The following is a 24,314-nucleotide window of genomic DNA, read 5'->3' on the forward strand; positions in this document are numbered from 1 at the left end:
TGGAGCAGGCATGGACAAGCATCTGACAGAAACCCGTATCGACGGTGAATTGGTCTACAACGGCCACTTCCTCAAAGTCCAACGCGACACCATCGCTCTCCCTGACGGCAAGCACACCGCGCGTGAATACGTGCTGCACCCTGGCGCCGTGGTGATCCTGCCGCTGCTGGACGACGGCACGGTGCTGATGGAACGCCAGTACCGCTACCCGCTGCATCAGGTGTTCATCGAATTCCCGGCCGGGAAAATCGACCATGACGAAGACCCTCTGGCGAGCGCCAAGCGCGAACTGGAAGAAGAAACCGGCTACACCGCCAGCGAGTGGCAGTTCGTCAGCACCATCCACAACGCCATCGCCTATTCGGACGAGCACCTGGACCTGTATCTGGCGCGCGGCCTGAAAGCCGGCCCGCAGAAGCTGGACGAAGGCGAGTTCCTGGAAACCTTCACCGCCACCATCGACGAGCTGCTGCAATGGGTGCGCGAAGGGAAAATCACCGACGTCAAAACCGTCATCGGCATCTTCTGGCTGGACAAGCTGCGCGCGGGCGACTGGAAGCTATGAAGCTCCTCATCCTCGTCGGACTCGGACTCTGTCTCGGCCTGCTGGCCAGCGGCACGGCAAGCGCCGCCGCGCAGCGCACGCCGTTCCAGATCCGCTGCGAGGATACGATAGCGAAAACGGTGTCGGTGCTGTCGGCCAAACAGAACGGCTACACCATCAACAACCAGCTGCCATACCGCGCGTTGACCGCGAAGTCCGGCAACATGGACAACAAGATGGTGACGCTGGGGCTGACCGTGACCAAGGGCCAGTATTCGGTCGACCTTGGCGGGCCGGTGCTGCAGGATCCGGTCAGCGGCTACGAATGCATCGCGCCGCGCGTGGACCTGAAGCTGAATTATTCGCCGGTGTTGATTTATGTCGGCAACGAGTTTGCGCCGGGCACCTGCGCGTACCAGGCGATCCTCGAACACGAACAACGGCATCTGCAGGCCTACATGGAAAACCTGGCCCGCGTGGAGCAGGTGGTGCGCGAGGCCTTGAACAAACGCTTCGAAGCCAAGCCGCTGTATGCGCCGTCGGGCACGGCGATGTCGGCGCTGGAGCACGAGATCAACGGCACCTGGTTCCCCTTCATCCGCGATGAATTCGACAAGGGCAGGGCCAAACAGGCGGAGATCGATACGCCGGAAGAATACGCCCGCATGGGTAAGGTCTGCGATGGCGAGATCGCCGCCATCCTGCTGCGTCGCCATAAATAACTGAACACTATGACTGCACCCAAACACACACCGCGCTACTTTGCATTGCTGCCCGCCGCCGGCGTCGGCGCGCGCATGGCGGCGGACGGACCCAAACAATACCTGACAGTAGGCGGCAAGCCGATGCTGCGTCACGCGGTGGACGCCTTCCGCGCCAGCGAACTGGTGGCGCATACTTATGTGGTGGTCAGCGCTACCGACGGCCAGATCGACGGCGTGCTGCCGGCTGACCTGGACGGCGTGACGGTGCTGCGCTGCGGCGGCGCCACCCGCATGGACACGGTGCTCAATGCCCTGCGCGAGCTTCAAGGCGTAGTCGCCGGCGGCGACATGATCATGGTGCACGACGCCGCGCGCCCCGGCCTGACGCCGGCCCTGATCGCCAAGCTGATAGTCGGTGTGGGCGACGATGCCGCAGGCGGCCTGCTGGCGCTGCCGGTGGTGGACACGGTCAAGCGCGCGACCGGCGTGGTGCCGGTGGCGGCGACGACGGTGTCGCGCAACGGCCTGTGGCTGGCGCAGACGCCGCAGATGTTCAGCTACGAGCTGCTGCTGCGCGCCCTGGGCAGCGCGCCGGACGCCAACGCCATCACCGACGACGCCAGCGCCGTCGAGATGCTGGGCCTGTCGCCGCGGCTGATCGAAGGCCATCCACGTAATTTGAAAGTCACGCTGCCGGCCGACATCCGCATCGCGGAAATGTACCTGGCCGCCGGCGAATAACACAGGATAGAAAAATGACCAAACTCCCATTCCGCATCGGCCAGGGCTACGATTGCCACGCACTGGTGGAAGGCCGCAAACTGATTATCGGCGGCGTCGATATCCCGCATCATGTGGGTCTGCTGGGTCACTCGGACGCCGATGTGCTGCTGCACGCGATCACCGATTCGATACTGGGCGCCGCGGCGCTGGGCGACATCGGCAAGCACTTCCCGGACACCGATCCGCAGTTCAAGGGCGCCGATTCGCGCACCTTGCTGAAGGAAGCCGCGCGGCGCGTGGTGGCCACCGGCTACAGCATCGGCAACATCGACGCGACCATCATCGCGCAGCGGCCGAAGATGGCGCCGCACATCGCCAGCATGTGCGCCAACATCGCGCAGGATCTGGGCGTGGCCGTCGGCCAAGTCAACATCAAGGCCAAGACCAATGAAAAGCTGGGCTACCTGGGCAGGGAAGAGGGCATCGCGGCCGAGTCCATCGCTTTGCTGATTTCCTCGTAAAACAAGGTCGCCTCTGACTCGAGTACGCCGATAGCCAAGTCACGGGACACCGCGGGATAGTCCGTTAAAAACTCGTCCATTGTTTTTTTTCTCAGTAGATAGTCGAACATACGTTTGATTGGCACGAGTGTGTTTTTAAATACGGGCATACCGCCCAAAATAGCCGGTTCCATTTGAACCAAAGGCGTTAGCGATCTCATGAAGGCAAGCACCTCAGGGTCATACGGATCGGTGGGCGACTTTCGCGGCGGAATAATTCTCCCGTTAAACCGATGTATCGGTTCTGAGTAGACGCCGGATTCCAAAGGAGGGCAATCTTCATCATATTCGATCTCGTCTTCGGGAATAGGCATAACGCTCGTCCAGTCACCATCATTTTCCGAACAGGGTCCGTCTTTCATGGCGATTTGCTTTCCGAAATGAGATAAGTCTGATTTCATCATCGTGCTCCGTATAGATAACTGCAACTTCGCGGCCGGCGAAATGTCCAATCGTAATAAAACGCTGTTCGCCATAGTGAAAACGCGTGCCCTCCGCCGTATAGCATTCCGCGCCAAACACGGTATGTGCGTCGGCGAAATCCAGGCCGTGCTTGCGCAGGTTGCTCAGGCGCTTGGCTTCGTCCCACGTGTACGTAGTCATTTCAGTGTAGTGGCTTAAAGACATCCTTCAAGCGCCACCGAAAAAAAATGCCAGGTCGCCAGGACATCGTTTCGATATCCTGTGCCTGGCATTCTCAACCGTCCTTCGATTAGATCAATAGTGCGCCGCCGTCGACGACGTGAACCTGTCCGGTGGCGTAGCCGCTGCTCATCAGGAACAGGTAGGCGGCGGCGACGTCTTCCGCTGAACCCACTCGCCCTACCAGCAGCGCCTCACTGACGTCGGTAAACAACTGCTCGCGCTGCGCTTGCGCCATGTCCGCCCACAGATTCGTTGCGACCACCCCCGGCGATACTGCGTTGACCCGCAGCGGCGCCAACTCCACCGCCAGCGCCCGCGTCAGCGACTCCACCGCGCCGCACACGCTGGACATCAGCGACCATCCGCTCTGCGGACGCGCCGATGCGATGCCGGTCGTGAAGGTGATCGAGCCACCCGCCCGGATATGGCGCGCGCCGTATTTGGCCGCCGCCAGCGCGCCCCAGTAGCGCAAGTCAAACACCGAGCGCGACGCCGCCAGGTCGAAGCCGGTCAAGGCGCCGATCGTGAGCGCGTCGCCCGCCGTATAAACCAGATGATCGAATTCGCCGACGGTGGCGAAGAAGCGCTCGATGGCCCGCTCATCGTGCAGATCCAGCGCGCAGCCCTGCGCCTTGCCGCCGAGGTAGTCCAGCGCCTTCTCGATGCGCGAGATCTGGCTCGACACCACCAGCACCTCAGCTCCCTCGCGCACGGCTTCGCGCGCCACAGCCAGTCCGATACCGGAAGAAGCGCCGAGCACAATCACACGCTGTCCAAGCAAGCGGCCGCTCGTGCCTGATTTCATATCGTTCGTTGCATGCATCGTGATCTCCTTGAATGAGGCGGAAAGTCCGCATGCAAGAATTTTGCTGCAAAACTGTCTATACTCCGATAGCATGGAACTCATATCATTCATGACAAATCGGCATACATCATGGCGTTCGACGAACGGGTAGTAAACGGCATGCGCGTGCTGGCGGCGATCGTCGATGCCGGCAGCTTCGTGCGCGCGGGCGAGGCCTTGGAGATGTCGCAGTCCGGCGTCAGCCGCGCCATCGCCAAGCTGGAGGCGCGGCTCAACATCCGGCTGTTCGACCGCACCACGCGCAAAGTATCGCTGACGGACGAAGGGCGCCGCTTCTACGCGCAAATCGGGCCGCTGCTGGCGGGGCTGGAGGAGGCGGTGGCCTCGGCGGGAGAGGGCGCGGTCGTGGTGCGCGGCCGCCTGCGCGTCAACATCGAGCCGCTATTGGCGCGGCTGCTGCTGGGCCCCAAACTGGGCGCCTTCCTGAAGCGGCATCCGGAGCTGGATCTGGACCTGGTGGCGCGCGACCAGTTGGGCGACATGGTGGGCGATGGCTTCGACCTGGCGATACGTTTCGGCGATCCGCAATCGTCGTCGCTGATCGCCCGCAAGCTGATGGACACGCGCGTGCTGACGGTTGCCACGCCGGCCTACCTGCGCCGCCACGGCGTGCCGAAGAAGCCGTCCGACCTTGAAAGCGAAGACCACACCTGCATCCATTTCCGCAATCCGGCGACGGGCCGTCCCTACGATTGGGAGTTCCATCGCGGCGGCAAAACCACGGTGGTCAACCCGCGCGGCCAGCTGACGCTGAACGACGCCGGCACCATGGAAAGCGTACTGCTGGCCGGCTACGGCCTGGCGCAGGTGATCGACCTGGCGGTGGAGCCGCTGTTGCGCTCAGGCGCGCTGACGCCGGTGCTGACGGCATGGCCGGACGAGCGCTTCCCGATGTATGCCTACTACCCGTCACGCTATCATCCGCCGGCGAAAACGCTGGCCTTCCTGGAGTTCGTCACTTCGCTGGTGCGATAGCCAGTATCGATAAACGATCTGCTACCATGGCGCTTTTGACGGCGAAGGATGGACGATGGCGCGTGATATCTACGCTTATCGGCAGGTGGCGGTGCATTCGGTGGAACGGGCGGGCAGGGTGGAGATTCATCCGGTGCCGGGACAGGCGTTCTCGCCGGAGCTGCATGTGCAGTGTTCGCGCCGCATGAGCGACGAGTACCCGCTTGGCACCTGCTTCCTGCTCGACGCCAAGTTGACCGACCGCCTGGGCGGCACGCCATATCTGTACGCCTGGCACGGCGACGAAATCAAGGTGCTGTCGGCCAGGGAGACCAAGGCCTTCCTGGCTGAATTCAGACGCGGCCGGATCTGATCAGTGAACCGCGTGCAGCTTGGCCAAGGGTTTGCCGTCGTCCCGCGCCCACGCCGCGATGACGGCGGCCATCGCCAGCGCAAACACGCCGCCGACCACCATCGCGCTCGACACGCCCAGATAGTCGACCGACACTCCGCCCACCAGCGCGCCGCTGGCCAGCGAGATCTGCGCGGTGGCGACGAACACCGCGCCGCCGCTCTCCATCGCATCCGGCGCGGCCTTGAACATCCAGGTCTGCACCGAGATCGGCATCATGCCGAAGGCCAGACCCCAGATCACGATCAACACCGTGGCGCCGGCGGCCGTGGCGCCGAACAGCGGCATCGCCGCGGCGGACAAGCCCATGACCACGCCGGTGGCGATCAGTGAATTCTTCACGCTCCGGGCCACCGCCCAGCCGCCGATCAGATTACCGACGAAACCTGCCGCGCCGTAAATCAGCAGCAGCACGCTGATGGTCTTGGCGCTCAAGCCGGCGACCTGGCTCAGGAACGGCGTCACATAAGTGTAGGCGGCGAACTGGCCGATGAAGATCAGCAGCGTGGCCAGCATGCCCAGCCGCGCCTTCTGCACGCGCAGCAGCGCCGGCAGCTGGGCGAAGGTCAGGGCCGACGTGGTCGGCAGCCGTGGCAGCAGCCACATTTGCGCCGCCAGCACCAGCAGCGACACCGCGCTGGCGGTGAAGAAGGCCATGCGCCAGCCGACCATCTCGCCGATCATCGCGCCGGCCGGCACGCCGGCCACGGTGCCCAGCGAGATGCCGGCAAAGATGATCGAGGTGGCGCGCGCGGCCGACGCTTCCGGCACCAGCCGGTTGCCCAGCGCGCCGCCGATGGCCCAGAAGCCGCCGACGCCTATGCCCAGCAGCGCGCGTCCGGCCAGCACCAGCGGATAGCTGTGCGACAGCGCGACGATCAGGTTGGAGACGATCAGCGTGGCGGTCAGGGCCCAGATGACGTAGCGGCGGTCGGTCTTGCCGACGCCGATGGTGACCAGAATGGCGGCGAACGCGGCCACCAGGCCAGGGACGGTCACCATCATGCCGGCGATGCCTTCGGTCACGCCCAGTTCGGCTGCGATGGACGGCAGCAGGCCGACCGGCAGGAACTCCGTGGTCACCAGCGCGAACGAGCCGACGGCGACCGACAGCACGGCCAGCCAGGCGGCGCGGGTGGGTGTGGAAATGGGCGAGGGCGCGTCGTCAGGCAGGACGGCCTGGGCGTTGGTGTGGTTTTGCATATGAGTTATTCCCTATGAGCTGTAAAAATACTTGAGTTTTTTACTGATCGGTTCATAATGAAGTCCGCAAAGAACTTTGTCAATGAATTTTTAACCGATCGGTATGAAAGATATTTCCGCAACAGCTCGCAAGTCCGGCCGCCCGCGCACCTTTGATGCGGAGACGGCGCTGGACAAGGCCATGAAAGTGTTCTGGGAGAAGGGCTACGAAGGCAGCTCGCTGCCGGAGCTGACCGAGGCGATGGGCATGAACCGTCCCAGCCTGTACGCCGTGTTCGGCAACAAGGAAAACCTGTTCCGCATGGCGCTGGAGCGCTATGGCGCTTCCCACGATCCGCTGTTCAACGCGGCGCTGGAGCAGCCGACCGCGCGCGCCGTGGTCGAGCATTTTTTGCGTGGCAATGCCGACGCCCAGACCGAATCCGAGAACCCGCACGGCTGCCTGGTGATCAACGGCGCGCTCGCTTGCAGCGACGATGCGTTGCCAATACGCGACTCTTTGATCGAACGCCGCGCCGCCAGCGAGGCCAAATTGCGCGCGCGCCTGGAGCGCGCCAAGGCCGACGGCGACCTGCCGGCCGACAGTTGCTCGGGCCAGTTGGCGCGCTATGTGATGACCGTTTCCAATGGCATGGCAGTGCAGGCGGCGGCCGGCGCCACCCGCAAACAGTTGCAGGAAGTGGTGGACCAGGTGCTGCGCGGCTGGCCTTCTTAGGCTTCTGAAAATATTGCCTAAGAAATATATTCAGTATCAAAATGAAATTTTAGTTGTGTCTTTGAAATTAATAGGTAGAATAGCGTCATTGAGTCGCCGTTCCCTCCTTTTTGAAAGTCACAACATGAAAATGTCCAAACTGATCCTGGCAGCAGCCATTGCCGCAGCAAGCGTTTCGGGCGCCGCATCGGCCGCCAACCTGATCCAGAACGGCGACTTTGAAATCGCCAGCGGCGTCAATCTGAACAACTACGTCCGAGTGGGCGCAGGCGAGAGCGCGATTGCCTTCTGGACCGTCGGCGGCAACTCGGTCGACGTCATCAACAACAGCTACAACTCGATCTCGGGCAACAGCATCGACATGCTGGGCACGCCAGGTCCGGGTGCACTGTCGCAGTCGTTCACCGCAGTCGCCGGCGCCACCTACACACTGTCGTTCGACCTGACCCACAATCCCTACTCGCACGGCGCCGGTCTGGACGTGTTCGTTGGCGGCAACCACTACGCGTTCGATGGCAGCACTCCTGTCACCAACTACAGCTTCAACTTCACCACCGCCGGCGGTTCGCAAGCGCTGGTGTTCAGCAGCGTTGGCGGCGACGGCTACTCGGGCGCGGTGCTGGACAATGTGTCCGTCACCGCCGCCGTACCTGAGCCGGAAACCTACGCTATGATGTTGGCCGGCCTGGGCCTGGTAGGCGCCATCGCCCGCCGCCGCAAAGCAGCCAAGTAACAGACAGCAAGTAAAAAAAGCCCGCCGGCACTGAGCGCGATATGAAGCGCGTTCAGTCTGGCGGGCTTTTTTATCCGGGGTCAGATCTGACCCCGGGGTTATTCGTTGCCGTCGTCGTCGTCGGTTTCCGGCGTGCCGTCCTTGACCGCGCGGACGCGGGCGGCGTCGGCGCCGGTTTTCAGCTTGGCGGCGTCGGCCATGAACTGGTCGACGCTGCGATCGGGACTGTGACGGACTTCCGGCGGCAGCAGCACCGACATGTACAGCTCGTCCGAGGCGCGCCCCGTGCTTTGCAGATTGGTCATCAGCATCAGGCCGGCGCCGCCCACCAGCATCACCCAGCAGCTGATCGCGAAGCGACGCGGATGGTGGGGCTTGATGGTGATCAGGTGGAAGAACAGCATGCCGCAGGCGATCGCCAGCGTGACCAGGTTGCCGTAGCGGGTGAACGCTTCGGCCGACCACGCATACGCCAGCGCCGCGCCGCCGACCCGCCATACACCCAGCACCGCCAGGCCGCTGCCGAGGATGAACAAGTGCCGGCCCAGCCGCGCGTGGCTGCCGAACAGGCGGTTGGCCAGCGCCCACACGCCGCTCCACAGCAGGCCGGCGGCCAGGCTGCTGGCCAGCACCAGCAGGTAGCGTATCAGCGCGAACGGCTCGACGTCGGACAGCCAGGTTTCCGCGCAGGTGAAGATGGCGATCAGCGCCAGGCCGATGGTGGCCGGCGCCGCGCCTTCCCAGCCGTGCATGGTGGTGTCGGCCAGTTCGTCGGCGACCGGAAAGTCGGCCGCGCGCACCCGCAGCCGCGTGTGGCCCAGGCGCACCATGGTGTCGCCGCCCAGCACCACGCTGGTCTGGCGCTTGCCCTGCAGGTAAGTGCCGTTCTTGCTGCCCAGGTCGCGCAGCACCAGCTCGCCTTGTTCGTTGGCGTCGACCACCGCGTGGGCGGCGGCGCTGTGGGCGTCGTCGAGGATGACGTCGTTGTCGTAGCTGCGGCCCAGGCGGATCGGCAGCGCATCTACCTTGTGACGATGCAGCACGTCGCCGTTGCGGGCCAGGATCTCGATGAAGTAGGGGGCTTTCATTGCTTGCCCCCCTTAGCCGGAACGGCCGCCACGGCGGGCTTCTTGACCACCGGCGCCAGGCCCAGCGATTCGATGAACACGCGCGACAGGCGCAAGCCGTTTTCATACGAGACGCCGCGCGCGTCGAGCCGGCTTTGCAGGCTCATCAAGCCTTGGTCGGTGCTGGCGGTCAGCAGCGCGAAGTCGTACAGGCCGGCGAACTTGCGGTAGGCGCGCACGCACAGCACGGCGCGCAGCGGCAGGTCCTTGCTCTTGACGAAGTCCTCGGTGCACTGCGGGCCGGTCAGGCGGGTATCCTTGTTGGTGCCGAAATGCTCGTTCTTGAACGAGGAGCTGGCCAGTTGCGCAAAGCGCAGCTTGTCCAGGCCGGTGCTGCGCAGGTACTGGTGGCGTATGCTCAGCTGGCCTGTCTGCAGCGAGCCGCTGACGAAGATCGCCGACTCCATCGCGCAGCTGGCGTCGTCCACCGTGAACGGCTTGTCGGCCTTGACGTTGGAGCGGCCCCAGCAGCGCATCTGCTCGGACTCGCGCACCGGCACTTGATACGGGCCCATCGGTTTCAGGCTCAGCGGGCTGGCCAGCAACTGGTCGACCATGGCGCGCTGATGATTCAGCAACTGGGCGGCGACGACGGCGGTGAAGTCGGTCGGGGTTTTCTTTTGCTGCTCGACGCGCTTGAGCAAGTCCTGCGCGAAGCGGGCCGGCACCAGGAAGCTGACCAGTTCGCCATCGAGGCGCTTGGAGACGTTGACGCCGGCCACCGCGCCATCGACCGTCACGCTGGGGCCGCCGCTCATGCCGGAGTTGATCGGGCCGGTGAACATCAGCTGGTCGTAGAAGCTGCGCGCGATCACGCCGTTGTAGGCGCCTTCGGAAATGGCGAAGCCCAGGTCGAGCGGATTGCCCAGCGAGTACAGGTACTGGCCCTGGGTCAGCTTGGCCAGCTGCTCGGGGATCTTGAAGAAGCCGGTGCCGTTGCGGCTTACGCGCAGCACGGCCAGGTCGTGCAGCACGTCCACCGCCAGCAGTTCGACGTTGCCGCGCTGGCCGCTGGTGTCCACCCATTCGCCGACGTAGGTGTCGGGATCGAGCGCGAACTGAGAGACCACGTGGTAATTGGTGACCACCAGGTTGCTGGTGCCGATCAAAAAGCCGGAGCCGACCGACGATTGCGTGCGGCCGCTCTTGAGCAGCGAGCGCACTTGCAGGATGTCGTTTTTGGCGGAACCGTAGAGATGCTGGGCCGCGGTGGAGGGCGGAGGCAGCGGGGCGGCGTCGGCGTTGTCGGCAGCGGCGGCGGGCGCCGAGGCCTTGGCGGAAGACTGCGCGGCCGCCAGTTGCGGCGGCGAGGGCGGCGCATTCGCGGCCGATGCCGCCAGCGCGGCGGTGTTGGCCCAGCTCAGGGCGATGGCAATAGCAAGCTTGTTAAATTTCATGCAGTCCTTAAAATCAAGCTTTAAAAACCAAACTTACAGCGCGCCATCCTCCACCGGCGCCGGCGTCAGCGGCGTCATCATGTGGCCCAGCTTGGCTGCCTTGGTGTTCAGGTAGTGCTGGTTGAAGGCGTTGCGGTTGACCAGCAGCGGAACGCGCTCGGCCACCTCGATGCCCAGTTTAGTCATGGCATCGATCTTACGCGGATTATTGGTCATCAGGCGTAAGCTTTTGACGCCGAACTGCGCCAGCATCGGCTGCACCAGGCCATAGGTGCGCTGGTCCGGCTTGAAGCCCAGCTGCTCGTTGGCCTGCACCGTGTCGGCGCCGGCTTCCTGCAGGCGGTAGGCGCGGATCTTGTTGATCAGGCCAATGCCGCGGCCTTCCTGGCGCAGGTACAGCAGCACGCCGCGGCCTTCGGCGGCGATCTTCTTCAGCGCGCCTTCGAGCTGGGCGCCGCAGTCGCAGCGCTGCGAGAACAGCACGTCGCCGGTCAGGCACTCGGAATGCACGCGCGCCAGCACCGGCTCGCCGTTGCCGATGTCGCCCAGCACCATTGCCAGGTGCTCCTTGCCGGTTGCCTTTTCGACAAAGGCGTGCAGCGTGAACTGGGCCCAAGGGGTCGGCAGGGCGCAAGAAGTCATGTAATCCAGTTCGTCTGTTGCCGGGGTTGCTGCGCTCTGCGACATAGCTATGCTCTTCAATTAATGGATATTCAAGGTAAAAAAGGCGCGCCGGGCTGTTCGAACAGACCCGGCGCGCCCTTCATGATACCAAAACTGGCGGAAAGTTTTTTTAGGCCGGCCTCTAGCTTACGAAGGCAGGTCGAACACCAGTACTTCGGCCGCTTTGGCGTCTTGCAGCGTCACCAGCGTTTCCCCGCTGATTTTCAGCGCATCGCCGCCTTTAAGCGCCGTGCCGTTGACCGTCACCTCGCCACGGATCACGTGGACATAGGACTGGCGTCCCTGGGCCAGTTCATGCTTCAGACTGTCGCCCGCCGTCATGATGGTGGCGTAGATCGCCGCATCCTGATGAATCAGCACCGAGCCTTCGCGGCCGTCGTTGGAGGCGATCAGGCGCAGCTGGCCCAGCTTGCTCTCCGGCGTGAAGTGCTTTTCCTCGTAGCTCGGCGGAATGCCGGTCTGGTTGGGCTGGATCCAGATCTGCAGGAAATGCACCTGTTCGCTCGGCGAGTGGTTAAACTCGCTGTGACGCACGCCGTTGCCGGCGCTCATGCGCTGGACGTCGCCGTAATGCAGCACCGAGCCGGTGCCCATGCTGTCCTTGTGTTCCAGCGCGCCGCTGAGCACGTAGGAAATGATTTCCATGTCGCGGTGGCCGTGGGTGCCGAAACCCTGGCCGCCCAGCACCTGGTCTTCGTTGATGACCAGCAGCGGGCCGAAACCGGTGTGCTTCGGATCGTGATAGCTGCCGAACGAGAAGGTGTGGCGCGATTGCAGCCAGCCGTGGTTGGCGACGCCGCGTTCTTCACTTTTACGAATTTGCAACATGGTAGGGCTCCGTTTCTTGTAAGTTAATGTGCGATAATTTTGAAAGCTGTTTTCTTATCGCTGCATCCATGAATCACAGTATAAACGGGTGCTGCGGAATAAAAAAACGGAAAATTTACCGCTTTACTATCGAAAAAATCGAATGCTCAGACTCAGCCTCGAAGCCCTGCAAATCGTCGACGCCATCGACCGCCGCGGATCGTTCTCCGCCGCCGGCAAGGAGTTGCACCGCGTGCCCTCGACCATTTCCTACACCGTCGGCAAGCTGGAGGACGACCTCGGCGTGCAGGTGTTCGAGCGCAACGGCCCGCGCGTGGTGCTGACGGCGGCCGGCGTCGAGCTGCTGAAAGAAGGGCGCTACCTGCTCAAAGCCGCGCAAGACCTGGAGCACCGCGTGCGCCGGGTGGCCTCCGGCTGGGAGACCGAGCTGGCGGTCGGCATGGATTCGATGTTCTCGGCCTGCATGTTCCACGACGATATCCAGGCCTTCTACCAGGTCGCCCAGCAGACCCGGCTGCGCATCGTGCAGGAAGCCCTGTCCGGGGCCTGGGAGGCGCTGCTGGACCGCCGCGCCGACCTGCTGGTGGGCGTGGCGGGCGACGGCCCGGCCGGCGGCGGCTACGTCTCCCTGCCGATCGGCAAGATCGGTTTCGTGTTCGCGGTGGCGCCGTCGCATCCGCTGGCGGCGGTGCAGGGCAGGCTGGACCGCGTGCAATTACAGCAATACCGCGCCGTCAGCGTGGCCGACTCGGCGCGCCAGATGGCGCCGCGCACCGTCGGCCTGCTGCTGGGCCAGGACACGCTGACCGTGCCCGACATGGCGACCAAGTTCCAGTTCCAGCTGGCTGGCATGGGTTTCGGCTTCCTGCCGGAGCCGTGCGCGCGCGCCGCCATCGCCGCCGGCCTGCTGGTGGAGAAGCAGGTGGAAGAGCCCAAACCGGCCGAAACCTTCTACCTGGCCTGGCGCAGCGGCGAGCACGGCGCCGCGCTGCAGTGGTGGCTGGACCGCATGAAGCAGCCGGGACTGTTCGAGCGTCTGCTCGGACATTTGCCACACCGTTTGATATTGCCCGGCTCGCCAGCATAATGTTGGCCGACGCCAATAATTTCGGAGTACCATAGCGGGATCACCGACCGCTTACGCTGGACACGCTCAATGACCGCTACGACTGCCATGCCGCCTGTGTTTTTGCATCCTTTGGCCGACCGCAACGGCGTGCCGTCGGCGTTGCTGCTCGATGCCAGTGGCTTGCAGGTCGATACGGTGCCGGCCAGCGTCCTGCAGGAGCTGGCCTCCGGCAGCATGAGCTGCTACTACCGCCTGCGCCTTGGCGCCGGCCCGGCCGACGCCAAGGCGCAGGCGGTCCATCAATTGCTGGACGAGGCCGGCTGGAAAGCGCTGCCCGCCGACAAAGTCCACCATAGCGATGGCGCGCTGGCCGCCGAGCTGCCCACCGGCGTATCGTGGATCGAGGGCGACTGGTTCCTGGCGCCGCCGCCCAAGCCGGTCGGCAACCAGGCCGCCTCGCGCGCGCTGGCGCTCAAGCTGGTGCAACTGGTCTCGGCCGACGCCGACACCCACGAAATCGAAGCGCTGCTGCGCCAGGATCCGACGCTGTCCTACCACCTGCTGCGGCTGGTGAACTCGCTGGGCATGGGCACCGGCCGCCGCGTCACCAGTTTTTCGCAGGCCATCTTGATTTTGGGCCGCTCGCAGCTGCGCCGCTGGCTCAACCTGATGCTGTTCTCGTCGCGCGAGGCCGACCAGCGCTCGGCCATGCTGCTGGCGCGCGTGTCGGTGCGGGCGCGGGCGATGGAGCTGCTGTCCAAGGCCGCCGGACAAGACAAGCCGCACCAGGAGCAGGCCTTCATGGCCGGCATGTTCTCGCTGCTGGGCGTGTTGTTCGGCATGCCGCTGGCCGAGGTGCTGAAACCGCTGACCATCAGCGAAGCCGTGCAGCAGGCGCTGCTGTCGCGCGAAGGCGAACTGGGCCAGCTGCTCGGCGTGGTCGAAGCCGCCGAACACGACGATGTCGCGGCGCTGACGCAAGGCTTGCAGGCGCTACAGATCGACAACGCCAGCTTCAACCAGATCCTGGCCGACGCCTACTTGTGGATGCAGGGCGTATCGGCGGGCAAGGCGGGTGCTCCCCATGCATGACGCGATCGAGCGTTGCCTTGCGCTGAGCCGGCAGGCGCGCGGCGAATCGGGCGAGGCGCTGGCGGCGACGCTGGCCCAGCTCGATGCCGCGCTGGCCGCAGCCGGCGTTGGCGCGGCCTCCAAGTCAGCGGCCCCGGTCGATGCCGAACTGGAACTGGACCTGGCCGGCTACCTGACCGGCTGGAACGCCGGCGCCCAGCAGATGTTCGGCTACACCGCCGCCGAGGCCGTGGGCCAGCACGTGCTGTTCCTGTACGCCGAGGGCGACGACGACGGCAACATCGCCGAGCTGTTCTTCGAGACCGACGGCAACCCGGCCGGCGGCGCGCACACCGAGGTGCGCCGGCGCAAGAAGAGTGGCGAGCTGATCTGGGTGAACCTGCACATCCTGCTGCGCCACGACGACGGCGGCGATCCGGTCGGCATGCTGATCAAGCTCAGCAAGGTCAACGAAGCCTTGTCGGAGGAGGACAAGCTCAACCTGCATGCCCGCATCATCGAGGACAGCGACCAGGGCGTGCTGATCACCGACGCCCACGAGCGCATCGTCTCGATCAATTCCTCGTTCACCCGCATCACCGGCTACACGCCGGAAGAATCGATCGGCAAGACGCCCGACCTGCTGCGCTCGGGCGTGCACGACGCCGAGTTCCGCGCCAAGGTGCGCTCGGCCATGCAGGGCCAGGGGCCGTGGCGCGGCGAGATCATCGGCAAGCGCAAGAACGGCGAGCTGTTCCCGCAGTCGGTGACCATCAGCGTGGTGCGCGACGAGCAGGGCAAGATCAGCCACACCTTCTCGCTGTTTTCCGACATCAGCGTGCACAAGGACGCCGAGGCGCGCATGCAGCGCATGGCCAACTACGACACGCTGACCGGCCTGCCCAATCTGTGCCTGCTGAACCAGCTGGTCGGCCAGGCGCTGACCGAGACCAAGCGCTCGCAGGAACACGGCGCGCTGCTGGTGATCGAGATCACCCGCATCGGCGCCATCAGCGACACGCTGGGCCACGATATCGGCAACGGCCTGCTGTGCGAGATCGGCCGCCTGTTCCGGCTGTCGCTGCGCGAGGCCGACGTGCTGGCGCGGCTCGACGGCAACAAGTTCGCGGTCGCGCTGCTGCACATCGAAAAGCGCGAACACGCCGCCATCGTCGCGCAAAAGCTGTTGGCCGCGCTGGTCGCGCCCATCGTCATCGGCGGTCATCGCCTGCAGGTCGGCGCCCACATCGGCATCACCGTGTACACCGAGGACGGCACCGAGGTCTCGACCCTGATCCGCTACGCCGACGTGGCGATGAGCAAGGCCGCGCAGAATATCGAATCGGCCTTCCTGTTCTACAGCGAGGAGATGAACCAGCGCGCCAAGGAACACCTGCGCATCGAGAGCGAGCTGCGCCAGGCGCTCAGCAACAACGAGCTGATGCTGTATTACCAGCCCAAGGTCAGCTTGCGCAGCGGCCGCATCGTCGGCGCCGAGGCGCTGCTGCGCTGGCGCCATCCGGTGCGCGGGCTGGTGTCGCCGGGCGTGTTCATCCCGGTGGCGGAGGAGACCGGCCTGATCCTCGACCTCGGCAGCTGGGTGCTGGAAGAAGCCTGCCGCCAGGTGCGCGAGTGGAAGGACGCCAACCTGATCATGCCGCCGATCGCGGTCAACCTGTCGGCGCGCCAGTTCGACAACCAGCTGCCCAAGCGCATCGCGGCGGTGCTGGAGCGGCACGGCGTGCAGCCGGACCAGATCAACCTGGAGATCACCGAGAGCCTGCTGGTGCGCGGCACCGACAATGTGATCGCCATCATGAACGAGCTGGTGGCGATGGGCATGGCGCTGGCGCTGGACGACTTCGGCACCGGCTATTCCAGCCTGGCCTACCTGAAGAAATTCCCGATCAGCACCCTGAAGATCGACCGCTCCTTCGTCATCGGCCTGCCGTACGAAGAAAACGATTGCGCCATCGCGCGCGCCATCGTCACCATGGCGCAGCAGCTGCGCCAGGAGATCGTGGCCGAGGGCGTGGAGACGGCCGAGCAGATGAGCTTCCTGCGCGAGCTGGGCTGCGACCAGCTGCAAGGCTATCTGTTCAGCCAGCCGATCCCGGCGGCCGACTTCGCCGGCATGCTGCGCGAAGGCAAACGGCTGGCGTTCGGCGGCCGCTGACACGCGGCCTGATTGGCCTCCTGAAAAATCCCGCGATTGGCATCCCGCCGCCGGGCCGTCGGCGTGCACAATACAACCATGATAGATCTCTACTACGCCGCCACCCCCAACGGCTTAAAAATGACCATGTACCTGGAAGAGGCCGGTCTCGACTACCGGCTGATCCGCGTGAACATCGGCAAGGGGGAACAGTTTGCGCCGGAATACCTGCGCATTTCGCCGAACAACAAGATCCCGGCGCTGGTGGACCACGCGCCGGCCGACGGCGGCGCGCCGCTGAGCATGTTCGAGTCCGGCGCCATGCTGCAATACCTGGCCGACAAGAGCGGCTTCGGCCTGCCGCGCGATCCGCGCGCGCGGCTGGAGGCGCTGCAATGGCTGACCTGGCAGGTGGCCGGGCTGGGACCGATGGCGGGCCAGATCGGCCACTTCAACATCTACGCGCCGGAGACCGTGCCTTACGCCATCGACCGCTACACCCGCGAGACCAGCCGCCTGTACGGCGTGCTGGACAAGCAACTACGGGGCCGCGACTTCATCGCCGGCGAGTTCTCGATCGCCGACATCGCCTGCTATCCGTGGATCGTGCCGCACGAGGGGCACGGGCAGACGCTGGCCGATTTCCCCGACCTGCAACGCTGGTTCGAAGCGATGCGCGCGCGGCCGGCCACCGTCAAGGCCTACGACGGCGTGGAGAACGTCTACGCCCGCAAGGAGCGTAGCATGTCGGCCGAGGAGCGCGCCATTCTGTTCGGCCACGCCCGGCCCGTTTGATACGGATGGGACAAAGCACGAAATCCCGGAAGATGACAGAATAGGGACGGCCATGGTGATTATGGCAACCTACAGCTCATTCATTTTTTTCGGAGACTTCCATGCAAAAACGTACTTTCCTGGTCCGTAGCACCGCAGCGCTGATGTTCGCCGGCCTGGCGCTGGGCGGTTGCACCACCACCACCACGGCCGGCAAGGCCGATTCGGCCGCCGTGCGCACCGAGATCGAACAGGGTTCCTACTCGACGCTGGAGCGCCTGTATTCGGAAGTGAAGGGTTCGCGCGAGCTGGTGCGCAAATCGGCCGGCGTGCTGGTGTTCCCGCGCGTGCTGGCGGCCGGCCTGGTGGTGGGCGGCGAATACGGCAAGGGCGTGTTGCGCAGCGGCGGCCAGACGGTCGATTACTACAGCGTGGCTTCGGTGTCGGTCGGCTTCCAGGCCGGCGCGCAGTCGAAGGCCGTGGTGCTGCTGTTCATGACCAGGGAAGCGCTGGATAAATTCCGCGCCAGCAAAGGCTGGACGGCCGGCGTCGACGGTTCGGTGGCGCTGCTGAAAGTAGGCGCCAACGGCGAGATCGACACCACCACCGCCAACAATCCGGTGCAGGCGCTGGTGCTGACCAACGCCGGCCTGATGGCCAACCTCAACCTCGAAGGCACCAAGATCTCCAAGCTGGAGCTCTGATCCTGCATGGTCCTTTGCCCCCGGCGCGGAAAAGGCTATGCCGCCGCGCCGGTTGCGGCTACTCTTACGCTCATCAATCATTCATGAGGAATACCGATGAGCCGTAACATCCTGGACGAAGCCCACATCCACCCAGCCGTGCGCGAGCGCGTGAGCGGCTATCACCGCGACCTGGTGGCCGAAGTGCAGGCCGCCGTGGCCGCCAACACCGTGGTGGTGGTCGGCATGGGCTTGAATCCTTTCCCGCGCAAGGCCCGCAAAATCCTCGACGGCCTGGGCACTCCCTACCAATACCTGAGCTATGGCAGTTACCTGTCCGAATGGCGTCCGCGCACGGCGCTGAAGATGTGGACCGGCTGGCCGAGCTTCCCGATGATCTTCGTGAAGGGCACGCTGATCGGCGGCGCCGACGACCTGCAGAAGCTGGTCGAGCAGGGCGAATTCGCGCGCATGGTGGCCTGATGCAAACGCTGGCGTTGCGGCTGGCTCCCGGCGACGATCTGCGCGCGGCGGTGGTGGCGGCGCTGGCCGCCAGCGGCCATCAGGCGGGCTTCGTGTTGCAGGGCATCGGCAGCCTGAACGTGGCGCAGTTGCGCTACGCCGGTGTGCCGCAGCCGGACGAACTGCGCGGCGACCTGGAAATCCTGACCTTGGCCGGATCGATCTCGGCCGACGGCGCCCATCTGCACATGTCGGTGTCAGACGCGCAGGGGCGGGTGCTGGGCGGCCATGTGTGCGCGGGCTGCATCGTGCGCACCACGGCGGAACTGCTGCTGGCGCTGCTGCCCGGCCAGCGCTTCACGCGCGAGCTCGATCCGCGCACCGGTTATCCGGAATTGAAGATAGGCTAGTCGGGATCGGCTTCGGAGAGCTTGTCGGTCAGTTCCTTGAGCGGCGCCGGCGCGGCGTCCAGGTGGTAGCGGATGCAGTGCGCCTGCTGGCCCTGGTCCACCTTGAGGTCGTACAGAAAATCCGACGAGCATGGCGCTGGCTTGAGCAGCTTGTCCGGCAGCGCGAAGAAGTCGCTGGCCGTCAGCAGGTGCTCCAGCTCATGCGCCTGATGCGGCGGCAGCAGCGACAGATCGACGGTGCGCGTCTGCGCGCCGGCCGGGCCGGTAAATCCTCCGGTGCATCGCAACGATAATCGTGTCATATCATTCTCCTAAACGACGCCGACGCCTTTCCAGGCCGCCTGCACCGCATGCTGCTCGGCCGAATCGGCGCCATACAGCAGCACGGCCGCCTGCGTGGTGGCCTTGGCCATGTCGGCAAAGGTGGCGTTGGACGTCAACAGGCCGAGCGCCTTGTACCAGATGGGGCCGGCCTTGTCCCAGGAGTTGCCCTTGAGTCCCATGGCCGCCGCGTGAAAAGCATGGTTGGGGATGCCAGAATTGGTGTGCACATCGCCGCCGTCCACATATCCTGCCATGGTTTTCGGTTGATCGTCGCCCGACCAGGTTAATTCCTTGTTGCCGGGATCGGCCATCGAGCGCAGCGCCTTGCCGACGCTGGACGCCAGGATGCCGGCGCCGATCAGCCAGTCGGCCTGGTCGACGCTTTGCTTGAGCTTCCATTGTTTGACGATACTGCCGAACACGTCCGAGATCGATTCGTTCAGCGCGCCGCTCTGGTTTTCGTAGACCAGGCCGCCGGGAACGGCATGTTGGGTTACGCCGTGGGTCAGTTCGTGCGCGATGACGTCGAGTGCGCCGGTGAAGCCGAGGAACAGTTTGCCGTCGCCGTCGCCGTAGACCATTTGCTGGCCGTTCCAGAAGGCGTTGTTGAACTTGTTCAGGTAGTGGACGGTGGAATCGATGCGCAAGCCCTTGTTGTCGATGGAGTTGCGCTTGAGGACTTCGCGATAGAAATCATAGGTGGCGCCGGCGCCGTCGTAGGCCTGGTTGACGGAGGCATCGGCCACCGCCAGGCCACCTTCGCTGCGCGCCAGCTTGCCGGGCAGGGTGGATTTGTGGCGGGCGTCGAAGATGGTGCGGCGCTTTTCACCGACCGAGGCGATACCGGCCGTGACCGGTGCGACCGAGCGCTGGCCGCGCAGATAGGCCGAGCTTTCGCACTGGTCCAGCAGCAGGCAGCGTTCCTCCGGCGAGGCGGCGGCGTCGGCCAGCTTGCGCAGCATGCTGGCCGGGATGATGAAGCAAGTGCAGCTGTGCGGCTGGTTCGCCATGACGTTCTCCTTCGGAATTGCAATAGTGTCTTCTTTATACACTTGTTTGCTGGGGCAGCATGTCACGATTGCCATGGATACGGAGACGGCCAAATATTTTATAAAAATGATATTCTTGCATGATGTGCCAGCAGTCAATGCAACCATCAGGAGGATATTTTGCCATCGATTACCTTTTCGACTTATGCCGCCGTATTCGATTTTAAACAGACTGATCCGGAGAGCGGCGACGAAGGGCTCTTCATTGAAGATGCCGCCATCCTGAAAACGCTGGACGGCCTCTCCTACGACGAGGAAGTCTTTTCAGACTATCTGTTCGACGGCGAAGCTGCGGGTGAGCTGGAAGACGCCGGCATCAGCGGCGGCAGCCTGGACTTCACATTCGACAGCGCCACTGGCCGACTGATCGGCCGTACCGAGTACCAGCTTGAGCGGGCGCTGAACCCCGACCAGATCGCCGTGCTGAAGGATTACACCGTCGGCCAGTGGAGCGACGGCATCGGCTCCAATTTCTTCCAGGAGCGCATGAGAAAAGGCCTGGCGCCGCAGTTGCTGGTCGCGGATGACAGCGCGGTCCAGGTCGAACAGCGGGCGCACTAGCATGTCCAACTTCAGCATCATCTCGTTTGTGTTGGTTCTCTTGATGGCAAACGTTCCGGCACAGGCCGAGACCTGGCAACCGTCGCCGGGGCAGGTGCAGGTGCCGATCTGGCCCGGAGCGGTTCCTGATGCGATAGCCGCTCCCAAGGCGGAGTCCGTCGGCCCCGGCGCCGGACACGGAGGGTGGATCCAGGCCCGCGATGTCAGCCAGCCGACCATGACGGTGTACGCGCCCAAGGGCTGGAACACCGAGGCGGCGGTCGTGGTATTTCCCGGCGGCGGATTCAAGGTGCTGGCCATGGACTTGGAGGGCACCGAAATCTGCGACTGGCTGACATCACGCGGCATCACCTGCGTGCTGCTCAAGTACCGCGTCCCCAACGGCAATCACTACTGGGACGAGAAATGCCAATGCCACGTGACGCCCAGGATTGCGCGCGCGTTGCAGGACGCGCAAAGAACGATCAAGCTGGTCCGATCCAGGGCTGCGGAACTGCACATCAATCCCGCCAAAATCGGCGTGATCGGCTTCTCGGCCGGCGGCTATCTGGTGGCGCAGACCAGCAACATATTCGCCCCGGCGTACCAGCCGGTCGATGCGATTGACAAGCTCAGCAGCCGCCCCGACTTTGCGATTGCGCTGTATCCGGGCCACCTGTGCCGCGCTGGCGGCAAGTTCGATTCCGGCATCCACGTCACCGGGCAAGCGCCGCCTACGTTCCTGTTGCAAGCCTGGGACGACCCCGTCGACCCCATCTGCAACAGTACGCTCTACGCGCAGGCGCTAGGCCAGGCAGGCGTATCGGCGGAGGTCCATCTGTTTGCCAAGGGTGGGCACGCCTTCGGCCTCAGGGACAAGCAGCATCCGGTGTCGTCCTGGCCGTCGCTGATGGAAAACTGGCTCAAGGATATCGGCATCCTGTCCGCTCCCTGAACGCATGGGCCGCTCAGCGCGACCGGGCCTGGCGCAGCGGATCGAGCAGGCTGCGCAGGTCGTTGTGGTCGAGCTCGTACATCAGCGCGATCAGGCCGCCCAGTTCGCCGGAAGGAAAGCCCTCGCGCGCGAACCAGCCCAGGTAGTGGCCGGGCAGGTCGGCGATGACGCGGCCTTTGTATTTACCATAGGGCATTTCACGCGTCAGCAGCAGGGCAAGTTTTTCGGAATTCATCGTTGAGCTACAGTACAATCGGATTGCTATTTTAACTATCTTAACGCTGATCGAAGAGGACTGTCATGTCATTCAAATCCGTTTTTCTGCTGTGCGCGCTGGCCGCGCCAATGCTGGCGCAAGCCGATCCACAGCCTGTCCCGGCCGCCAAGCGCGCCTACATCGGCGACTGGAAGGGCAAGGACATGGAGCTTAACATCGAAGCCGGTGGCAAGCTGCATTACAAGCGCAACCAGCCAGGCAAGAACCTCGATCTCAACGTCGACATCCTGGAGTTCAATGGCGATAACTTCGACGTTGGCGTCGGCATCATCCGCAGCACCTTCGTCGTTACCCAGCCGCCCCATCTGCAAGAAAAGAAGATGAAGATGACGGTCGACGGCGTCGAGCTGACCAAGGTGGAATAAGGTCTCGGCCAATTTTGCCTAAACATTACGAATTGTAAGCGGGCCTGCGTTTTGTGCGTGAAAGGTTTCCAACCTTTGTACAATGGCGGGTATGAAAAATCTGCTACCCGCACTATTCACCGCCATCTGGATCGCGGCGCCCGTCCATGCCAGCGTCGGCCCGCAGCCCGCACCGGCCGCCGCCCAGATTGAAACGCCGCGCGACCGGCCTTTTCGCGGGGTCATCCAGCTGAAGGTCGATGCGACCGATACCGTCCACAAGATATTCCGCGTGCGTGAAACCATCCCCGTGCAAAAGCCCGGCCCGATGACGCTGCTGTATCCGCAGTGGGAAACCGGCAGCCACTCGCCGACCCAGGAGGCCGCGCCGCTGGCCGGTCTGGTGATCAGGGCCGGCGCGCAGCGGCTGGACTGGCGGCGCGATCCGGCCAACCCGTTCGCCTTTCACATTAACGTGCCGGCGGGTGTCAGCGAGCTGGCCGTCGAATTCCAGTTCCTGCCTGGCTTGTCCGGCCCCAAGCTCATTTCGCCGCAGATGTTGACGCTGCCCTGGCACAAGGTCGCGCTGTATCCGGCCGGCTGGTTCATCCGAAATATCGCGGTCGACGCGGAACTGACGCTCCCCAAGGATTTCCAATACGCCACGTCGATGGAGACGGCGCAGGCCGCAGCCAACCGGATCAGTTTCAGGCAGACGAACTTCGAAGATCTGGTCGATGCCCCGGTCTACGCCGGCCTGCACTACAAGCGCATCGACCTGGCCTCGGCGCCAGCGATACCGGTACGCCTGAATTTGTTCGGCGACTCCGACGCGGCGCTGGAATTGTCGCCCGAATGGCTGGCCCGATTCAGCAAGATGGTCGGCGCGGTACCTCAGCTGTTCCGCTCGCAGCACTATCGCCATTTCGATTTCCTGATGTCGCTGTCGGACGTGATGCAATCCGGCGGCGGCTATGAACACCAGGAGTCGACCGAGATTAATGTGTCGGCCGGCTATGCGCATAATCCTGGCGAGCAGATGTTCCTGGCCAACCTGATCGTGCATGAGTTCACGCATTCCTGGAACGGCCGCACGCTCCAGCCGGCCGACTTGTGGGTGCCGAACCTAAACTTGCCGATGCGCGGCAGCTTGTTGTGGGTCTATGAAGGACAGACCGAGTTCTGGGCCCACGTAATGACGCCACGCCTGGGCATGCGTACGATGCAGCAAAGCCTGGACGCGCTGGCGGTGGACGCATCGCTGATGAGCGAGCGCAAGGGAAGGCAGTGGAAATCGCTGCAGGACAGCACCATCGACGCGCTGTACATGCCGGGCAAACCGGTGAACTGGCGCGACTGGCAGCGGCGCGAAGATTACTATCCCGAAGGCGTGATGTTGTGGCTGGACGTGGACATGCTGCTGCGCGAACTGAGCAGCGACAAGAAAAGCCTCGAGGATTTTGCCGCCGTGTTCTTTGGCGCGGGGCAGAGCAGCCGCGTGATATCGACCTACACCTTCGAAGATGTCTGCAATACCCTGAATCGCATTGCGCCCTACGACTGGACGGCGTACTTCAACAGCCGCTTGAATGCGCATGACGATACTCATCTGCTGGATGGCCTGAAACGTGGCGGCTATCGTCTTGTGTACGGTGACCAGCCCAGCGAGTTCTTTGTGCAGCACGAGGCGGACCTTGGCGGTGCGGATCTTTCCACTTCACTGGGCGTGGTGATGGGGCGGAATGGCGCGGTCAAGAGTGTCGCATGGGACAGCCCGGCTTTCCGCGCGGGGATCAGCATCGGCGCCAGGCTGCTGACCGTCGGCAAGCAGGCTTATAGCGATGAGGTCTTGAGACAGGCTATCCTGTCGGCCGCCGCCACCAGGCAGGCCATAGGGTTGACCTTTGCCGCGGATGGCACGGAACACGCTGCGAGCATCGACTATTTCGGCTCGCTGCGCTACCCGAGGCTGGAGCGTATTCCGGGCTCCGTCGACCGTCTCACGCGCCTGCTGGGCAAGGAAAACTGACGATTGTTGACTATAGGGAAAATATGTTTGGTATTTTGAGGTCTTTTTCTCATTAAAGAAAATCCCGATACTGCATGA

General features: G+C 63.8%; 30 protein-coding genes. 19 read left to right on the forward strand and 11 right to left on the reverse strand.

What is annotated here, in order from left to right; genetic code table 11:
* Window positions 1–10: 10 nt before the first annotated feature.
* The 4 genes from RUGAMON1_RS00985 to ispF are packed head-to-tail and all read left to right on the forward strand — an operon-like array spanning window position 11 to window position 2,492.
* Complete coding sequence (locus RUGAMON1_RS00985) at window positions 11–565, forward strand: NUDIX domain-containing protein (RefSeq protein WP_445228742.1); 555 nt, start codon at window positions 11–13, stop codon at window positions 563–565.
* On the forward strand, window positions 562–1,266 hold the full coding sequence (locus RUGAMON1_RS00990) for a hypothetical protein (protein WP_445228743.1): 705 nt from the start codon (window positions 562–564) through the stop codon (window positions 1,264–1,266). The genes RUGAMON1_RS00985 and RUGAMON1_RS00990 overlap by 4 nt, the downstream gene beginning before the upstream one ends.
* Window positions 1,267–1,275: 9 nt before the next feature.
* The gene (ispD, locus tag RUGAMON1_RS00995) at window positions 1,276–1,989 is read left to right on the forward strand and encodes a 2-C-methyl-D-erythritol 4-phosphate cytidylyltransferase (RefSeq protein ID WP_445228744.1); all 714 of its coding nucleotides are present in this window, start codon (window positions 1,276–1,278) and stop codon (window positions 1,987–1,989) included.
* Window positions 1,990–2,003: 14 nt separating this feature from the next.
* Window positions 2,004–2,492, forward strand: coding sequence for a 2-C-methyl-D-erythritol 2,4-cyclodiphosphate synthase (gene ispF, locus RUGAMON1_RS01000; protein WP_445228745.1), 489 nt, complete (start codon window positions 2,004–2,006; stop codon window positions 2,490–2,492).
* Here the strand turns inward: ispF and RUGAMON1_RS01005 are convergent.
* From RUGAMON1_RS01005 to RUGAMON1_RS01015, 3 genes are all read right to left on the reverse strand, one after another.
* Window positions 2,432–2,893, reverse strand: coding sequence for a DUF433 domain-containing protein (locus RUGAMON1_RS01005; RefSeq protein ID WP_445228746.1), 462 nt, complete (start codon window positions 2,891–2,893; stop codon window positions 2,432–2,434). The two genes, ispF and RUGAMON1_RS01005, sit on opposite strands and share 61 nt — an antisense overlap.
* Window positions 2,865–3,158: a BrnT family toxin gene (locus RUGAMON1_RS01010; RefSeq protein WP_445228747.1), complete on the reverse strand. Its 294-nt coding sequence runs from the start codon at window positions 3,156–3,158 to the stop codon at window positions 2,865–2,867. The genes RUGAMON1_RS01005 and RUGAMON1_RS01010 overlap by 29 nt, the downstream gene beginning before the upstream one ends.
* A gap of 85 nt (window positions 3,159–3,243) precedes the next feature.
* Window positions 3,244–3,981 carry an SDR family oxidoreductase gene (locus tag RUGAMON1_RS01015; RefSeq protein WP_445228748.1) on the reverse strand — a complete coding sequence of 246 codons (738 nt, stop codon included), beginning with the start codon at window positions 3,979–3,981 and terminating at the stop codon, window positions 3,244–3,246.
* Window positions 3,982–4,110: 129 nt separating this feature from the next.
* Between RUGAMON1_RS01015 and RUGAMON1_RS01020 the strand changes: the two genes are divergently transcribed.
* Together RUGAMON1_RS01020 and RUGAMON1_RS01025 are read left to right on the forward strand one after the other, a co-directional pair.
* Window positions 4,111–5,016, forward strand: a complete 906-nt coding sequence (locus tag RUGAMON1_RS01020) for a LysR family transcriptional regulator (protein ID WP_445228749.1) — start codon at window positions 4,111–4,113, stop codon at window positions 5,014–5,016.
* A gap of 55 nt (window positions 5,017–5,071) precedes the next feature.
* Window positions 5,072–5,368, forward strand: coding sequence for a hypothetical protein (locus RUGAMON1_RS01025; protein ID WP_445228750.1), 297 nt, complete (start codon window positions 5,072–5,074; stop codon window positions 5,366–5,368).
* Here RUGAMON1_RS01025 and RUGAMON1_RS01030 read toward each other — a convergent pair whose 3' ends face one another.
* The gene (locus RUGAMON1_RS01030) at window positions 5,369–6,610 is read right to left on the reverse strand and encodes an MFS transporter (RefSeq protein ID WP_445228751.1); all 1,242 of its coding nucleotides are present in this window, start codon (window positions 6,608–6,610) and stop codon (window positions 5,369–5,371) included. It lies immediately after the preceding gene.
* 103 nt (window positions 6,611–6,713) lie between these two features.
* Here RUGAMON1_RS01030 and RUGAMON1_RS01035 point away from each other — a divergent pair, with 103 nt between their 5' ends.
* Window positions 6,714–7,325, forward strand: coding sequence for a TetR/AcrR family transcriptional regulator (locus RUGAMON1_RS01035; RefSeq protein WP_445228752.1), 612 nt, complete (start codon window positions 6,714–6,716; stop codon window positions 7,323–7,325).
* Between the two features lie 124 nt (window positions 7,326–7,449).
* The gene (locus RUGAMON1_RS01040; RefSeq protein WP_445228753.1) at window positions 7,450–8,058 is read left to right on the forward strand and encodes a choice-of-anchor C family protein; all 609 of its coding nucleotides are present in this window, start codon (window positions 7,450–7,452) and stop codon (window positions 8,056–8,058) included.
* 98 nt (window positions 8,059–8,156) lie between these two features.
* Here RUGAMON1_RS01040 and RUGAMON1_RS01045 read toward each other — a convergent pair whose 3' ends face one another.
* The 4 genes from RUGAMON1_RS01045 to RUGAMON1_RS01060 form a co-directional block, all read right to left on the reverse strand.
* The gene (locus RUGAMON1_RS01045) at window positions 8,157–9,146 is read right to left on the reverse strand and encodes an FHA domain-containing protein (RefSeq protein ID WP_445228754.1); all 990 of its coding nucleotides are present in this window, start codon (window positions 9,144–9,146) and stop codon (window positions 8,157–8,159) included.
* Window positions 9,143–10,582: a S1 family peptidase gene (locus RUGAMON1_RS01050; protein ID WP_445228755.1), complete on the reverse strand. Its 1,440-nt coding sequence runs from the start codon at window positions 10,580–10,582 to the stop codon at window positions 9,143–9,145. The genes RUGAMON1_RS01045 and RUGAMON1_RS01050 overlap by 4 nt, the downstream gene beginning before the upstream one ends.
* A gap of 33 nt (window positions 10,583–10,615) precedes the next feature.
* A complete protein-coding gene (gene ribA / locus RUGAMON1_RS01055) occupies window positions 10,616–11,269 on the reverse strand; it encodes a GTP cyclohydrolase II (RefSeq protein ID WP_116988059.1) in 654 nt (217 codons plus the stop codon).
* Between the two features lie 123 nt (window positions 11,270–11,392).
* Entirely contained in the window at window positions 11,393–12,094 is a 702-nt protein-coding gene (locus RUGAMON1_RS01060) for a pirin family protein (RefSeq protein WP_445228756.1), read from the reverse strand.
* A 142-nt stretch (window positions 12,095–12,236) separates the two neighbouring features.
* On the opposite strand from RUGAMON1_RS01060, the gene RUGAMON1_RS01065 reads away from it, so the two are divergent.
* From RUGAMON1_RS01065 to RUGAMON1_RS01095, 7 genes are all read left to right on the forward strand, one after another.
* Window positions 12,237–13,181: a LysR substrate-binding domain-containing protein gene (locus tag RUGAMON1_RS01065; RefSeq protein ID WP_445228757.1), complete on the forward strand. Its 945-nt coding sequence runs from the start codon at window positions 12,237–12,239 to the stop codon at window positions 13,179–13,181.
* Between the two features lie 69 nt (window positions 13,182–13,250).
* A complete protein-coding gene (locus tag RUGAMON1_RS01070) occupies window positions 13,251–14,255 on the forward strand; it encodes an EAL and HDOD domain-containing protein (RefSeq protein ID WP_445228758.1) in 1,005 nt (334 codons plus the stop codon).
* Window positions 14,248–16,410 carry a putative bifunctional diguanylate cyclase/phosphodiesterase gene (locus tag RUGAMON1_RS01075; RefSeq protein ID WP_445228759.1) on the forward strand — a complete coding sequence of 721 codons (2,163 nt, stop codon included), beginning with the start codon at window positions 14,248–14,250 and terminating at the stop codon, window positions 16,408–16,410. Before RUGAMON1_RS01070 ends, RUGAMON1_RS01075 begins: the two co-directional genes overlap by 8 nt.
* A 78-nt stretch (window positions 16,411–16,488) precedes the next feature.
* The gene (locus RUGAMON1_RS01080; RefSeq protein ID WP_445228760.1) at window positions 16,489–17,184 is read left to right on the forward strand and encodes a glutathione S-transferase N-terminal domain-containing protein; all 696 of its coding nucleotides are present in this window, start codon (window positions 16,489–16,491) and stop codon (window positions 17,182–17,184) included.
* A 101-nt stretch (window positions 17,185–17,285) separates the two neighbouring features.
* The gene (locus tag RUGAMON1_RS01085) at window positions 17,286–17,867 is read left to right on the forward strand and encodes a BPSL1445 family SYLF domain-containing lipoprotein (RefSeq protein ID WP_445228761.1); all 582 of its coding nucleotides are present in this window, start codon (window positions 17,286–17,288) and stop codon (window positions 17,865–17,867) included.
* A 96-nt stretch (window positions 17,868–17,963) separates the two neighbouring features.
* Window positions 17,964–18,329: a glutaredoxin gene (locus RUGAMON1_RS01090; protein WP_445228762.1), complete on the forward strand. Its 366-nt coding sequence runs from the start codon at window positions 17,964–17,966 to the stop codon at window positions 18,327–18,329.
* The gene (locus tag RUGAMON1_RS01095; RefSeq protein WP_445228763.1) at window positions 18,329–18,718 is read left to right on the forward strand and encodes a PPC domain-containing DNA-binding protein; all 390 of its coding nucleotides are present in this window, start codon (window positions 18,329–18,331) and stop codon (window positions 18,716–18,718) included. The genes RUGAMON1_RS01090 and RUGAMON1_RS01095 overlap by 1 nt, the downstream gene beginning before the upstream one ends.
* Here the strand turns inward: RUGAMON1_RS01095 and RUGAMON1_RS01100 are convergent.
* Window positions 18,715–19,020 (reverse strand): protealysin inhibitor emfourin, encoded by a 306-nt coding sequence (locus RUGAMON1_RS01100; RefSeq protein WP_445228764.1) that lies wholly within the window; start codon window positions 19,018–19,020, stop codon window positions 18,715–18,717. The two genes, RUGAMON1_RS01095 and RUGAMON1_RS01100, sit on opposite strands and share 4 nt — an antisense overlap.
* A 9-nt stretch (window positions 19,021–19,029) precedes the next feature.
* Window positions 19,030–20,052, reverse strand: coding sequence for a M4 family metallopeptidase (locus tag RUGAMON1_RS01105; RefSeq protein WP_445228765.1), 1,023 nt, complete (start codon window positions 20,050–20,052; stop codon window positions 19,030–19,032).
* 159 nt (window positions 20,053–20,211) lie between these two features.
* Between RUGAMON1_RS01105 and RUGAMON1_RS01110 the strand changes: the two genes are divergently transcribed.
* Both RUGAMON1_RS01110 and RUGAMON1_RS01115 read left to right on the forward strand, forming a co-directional pair.
* Entirely contained in the window at window positions 20,212–20,652 is a 441-nt protein-coding gene (locus RUGAMON1_RS01110; RefSeq protein WP_445228766.1) for a hypothetical protein, read from the forward strand.
* Between the two features lies 1 nt (window position 20,653).
* Window positions 20,654–21,586 (forward strand): alpha/beta hydrolase, encoded by a 933-nt coding sequence (locus tag RUGAMON1_RS01115; protein WP_445228767.1) that lies wholly within the window; start codon window positions 20,654–20,656, stop codon window positions 21,584–21,586.
* A 13-nt stretch (window positions 21,587–21,599) separates the two neighbouring features.
* Here RUGAMON1_RS01115 and RUGAMON1_RS01120 read toward each other — a convergent pair whose 3' ends face one another.
* Window positions 21,600–21,821, reverse strand: a complete 222-nt coding sequence (locus tag RUGAMON1_RS01120) for a DUF3820 family protein (RefSeq protein ID WP_116988072.1) — start codon at window positions 21,819–21,821, stop codon at window positions 21,600–21,602.
* 65 nt (window positions 21,822–21,886) lie between these two features.
* Between RUGAMON1_RS01120 and RUGAMON1_RS01125 the strand changes: the two genes are divergently transcribed.
* Window positions 21,887–22,228: a hypothetical protein gene (locus RUGAMON1_RS01125; protein ID WP_445228768.1), complete on the forward strand. Its 342-nt coding sequence runs from the start codon at window positions 21,887–21,889 to the stop codon at window positions 22,226–22,228.
* Window positions 22,229–22,319: 91 nt separating this feature from the next.
* Window positions 22,320–24,236, forward strand: a complete 1,917-nt coding sequence (locus RUGAMON1_RS01130; RefSeq protein ID WP_445228769.1) for a M61 family metallopeptidase — start codon at window positions 22,320–22,322, stop codon at window positions 24,234–24,236.
* The last annotated feature ends 78 nt before the right edge of the window (window positions 24,237–24,314 follow it).

The sequence above is a fragment of the Duganella rhizosphaerae genome (assembly GCF_040364205.1).
Lineage (GTDB): Bacteria > Pseudomonadota > Gammaproteobacteria > Burkholderiales > Burkholderiaceae_D > Rugamonas > Rugamonas rhizosphaerae.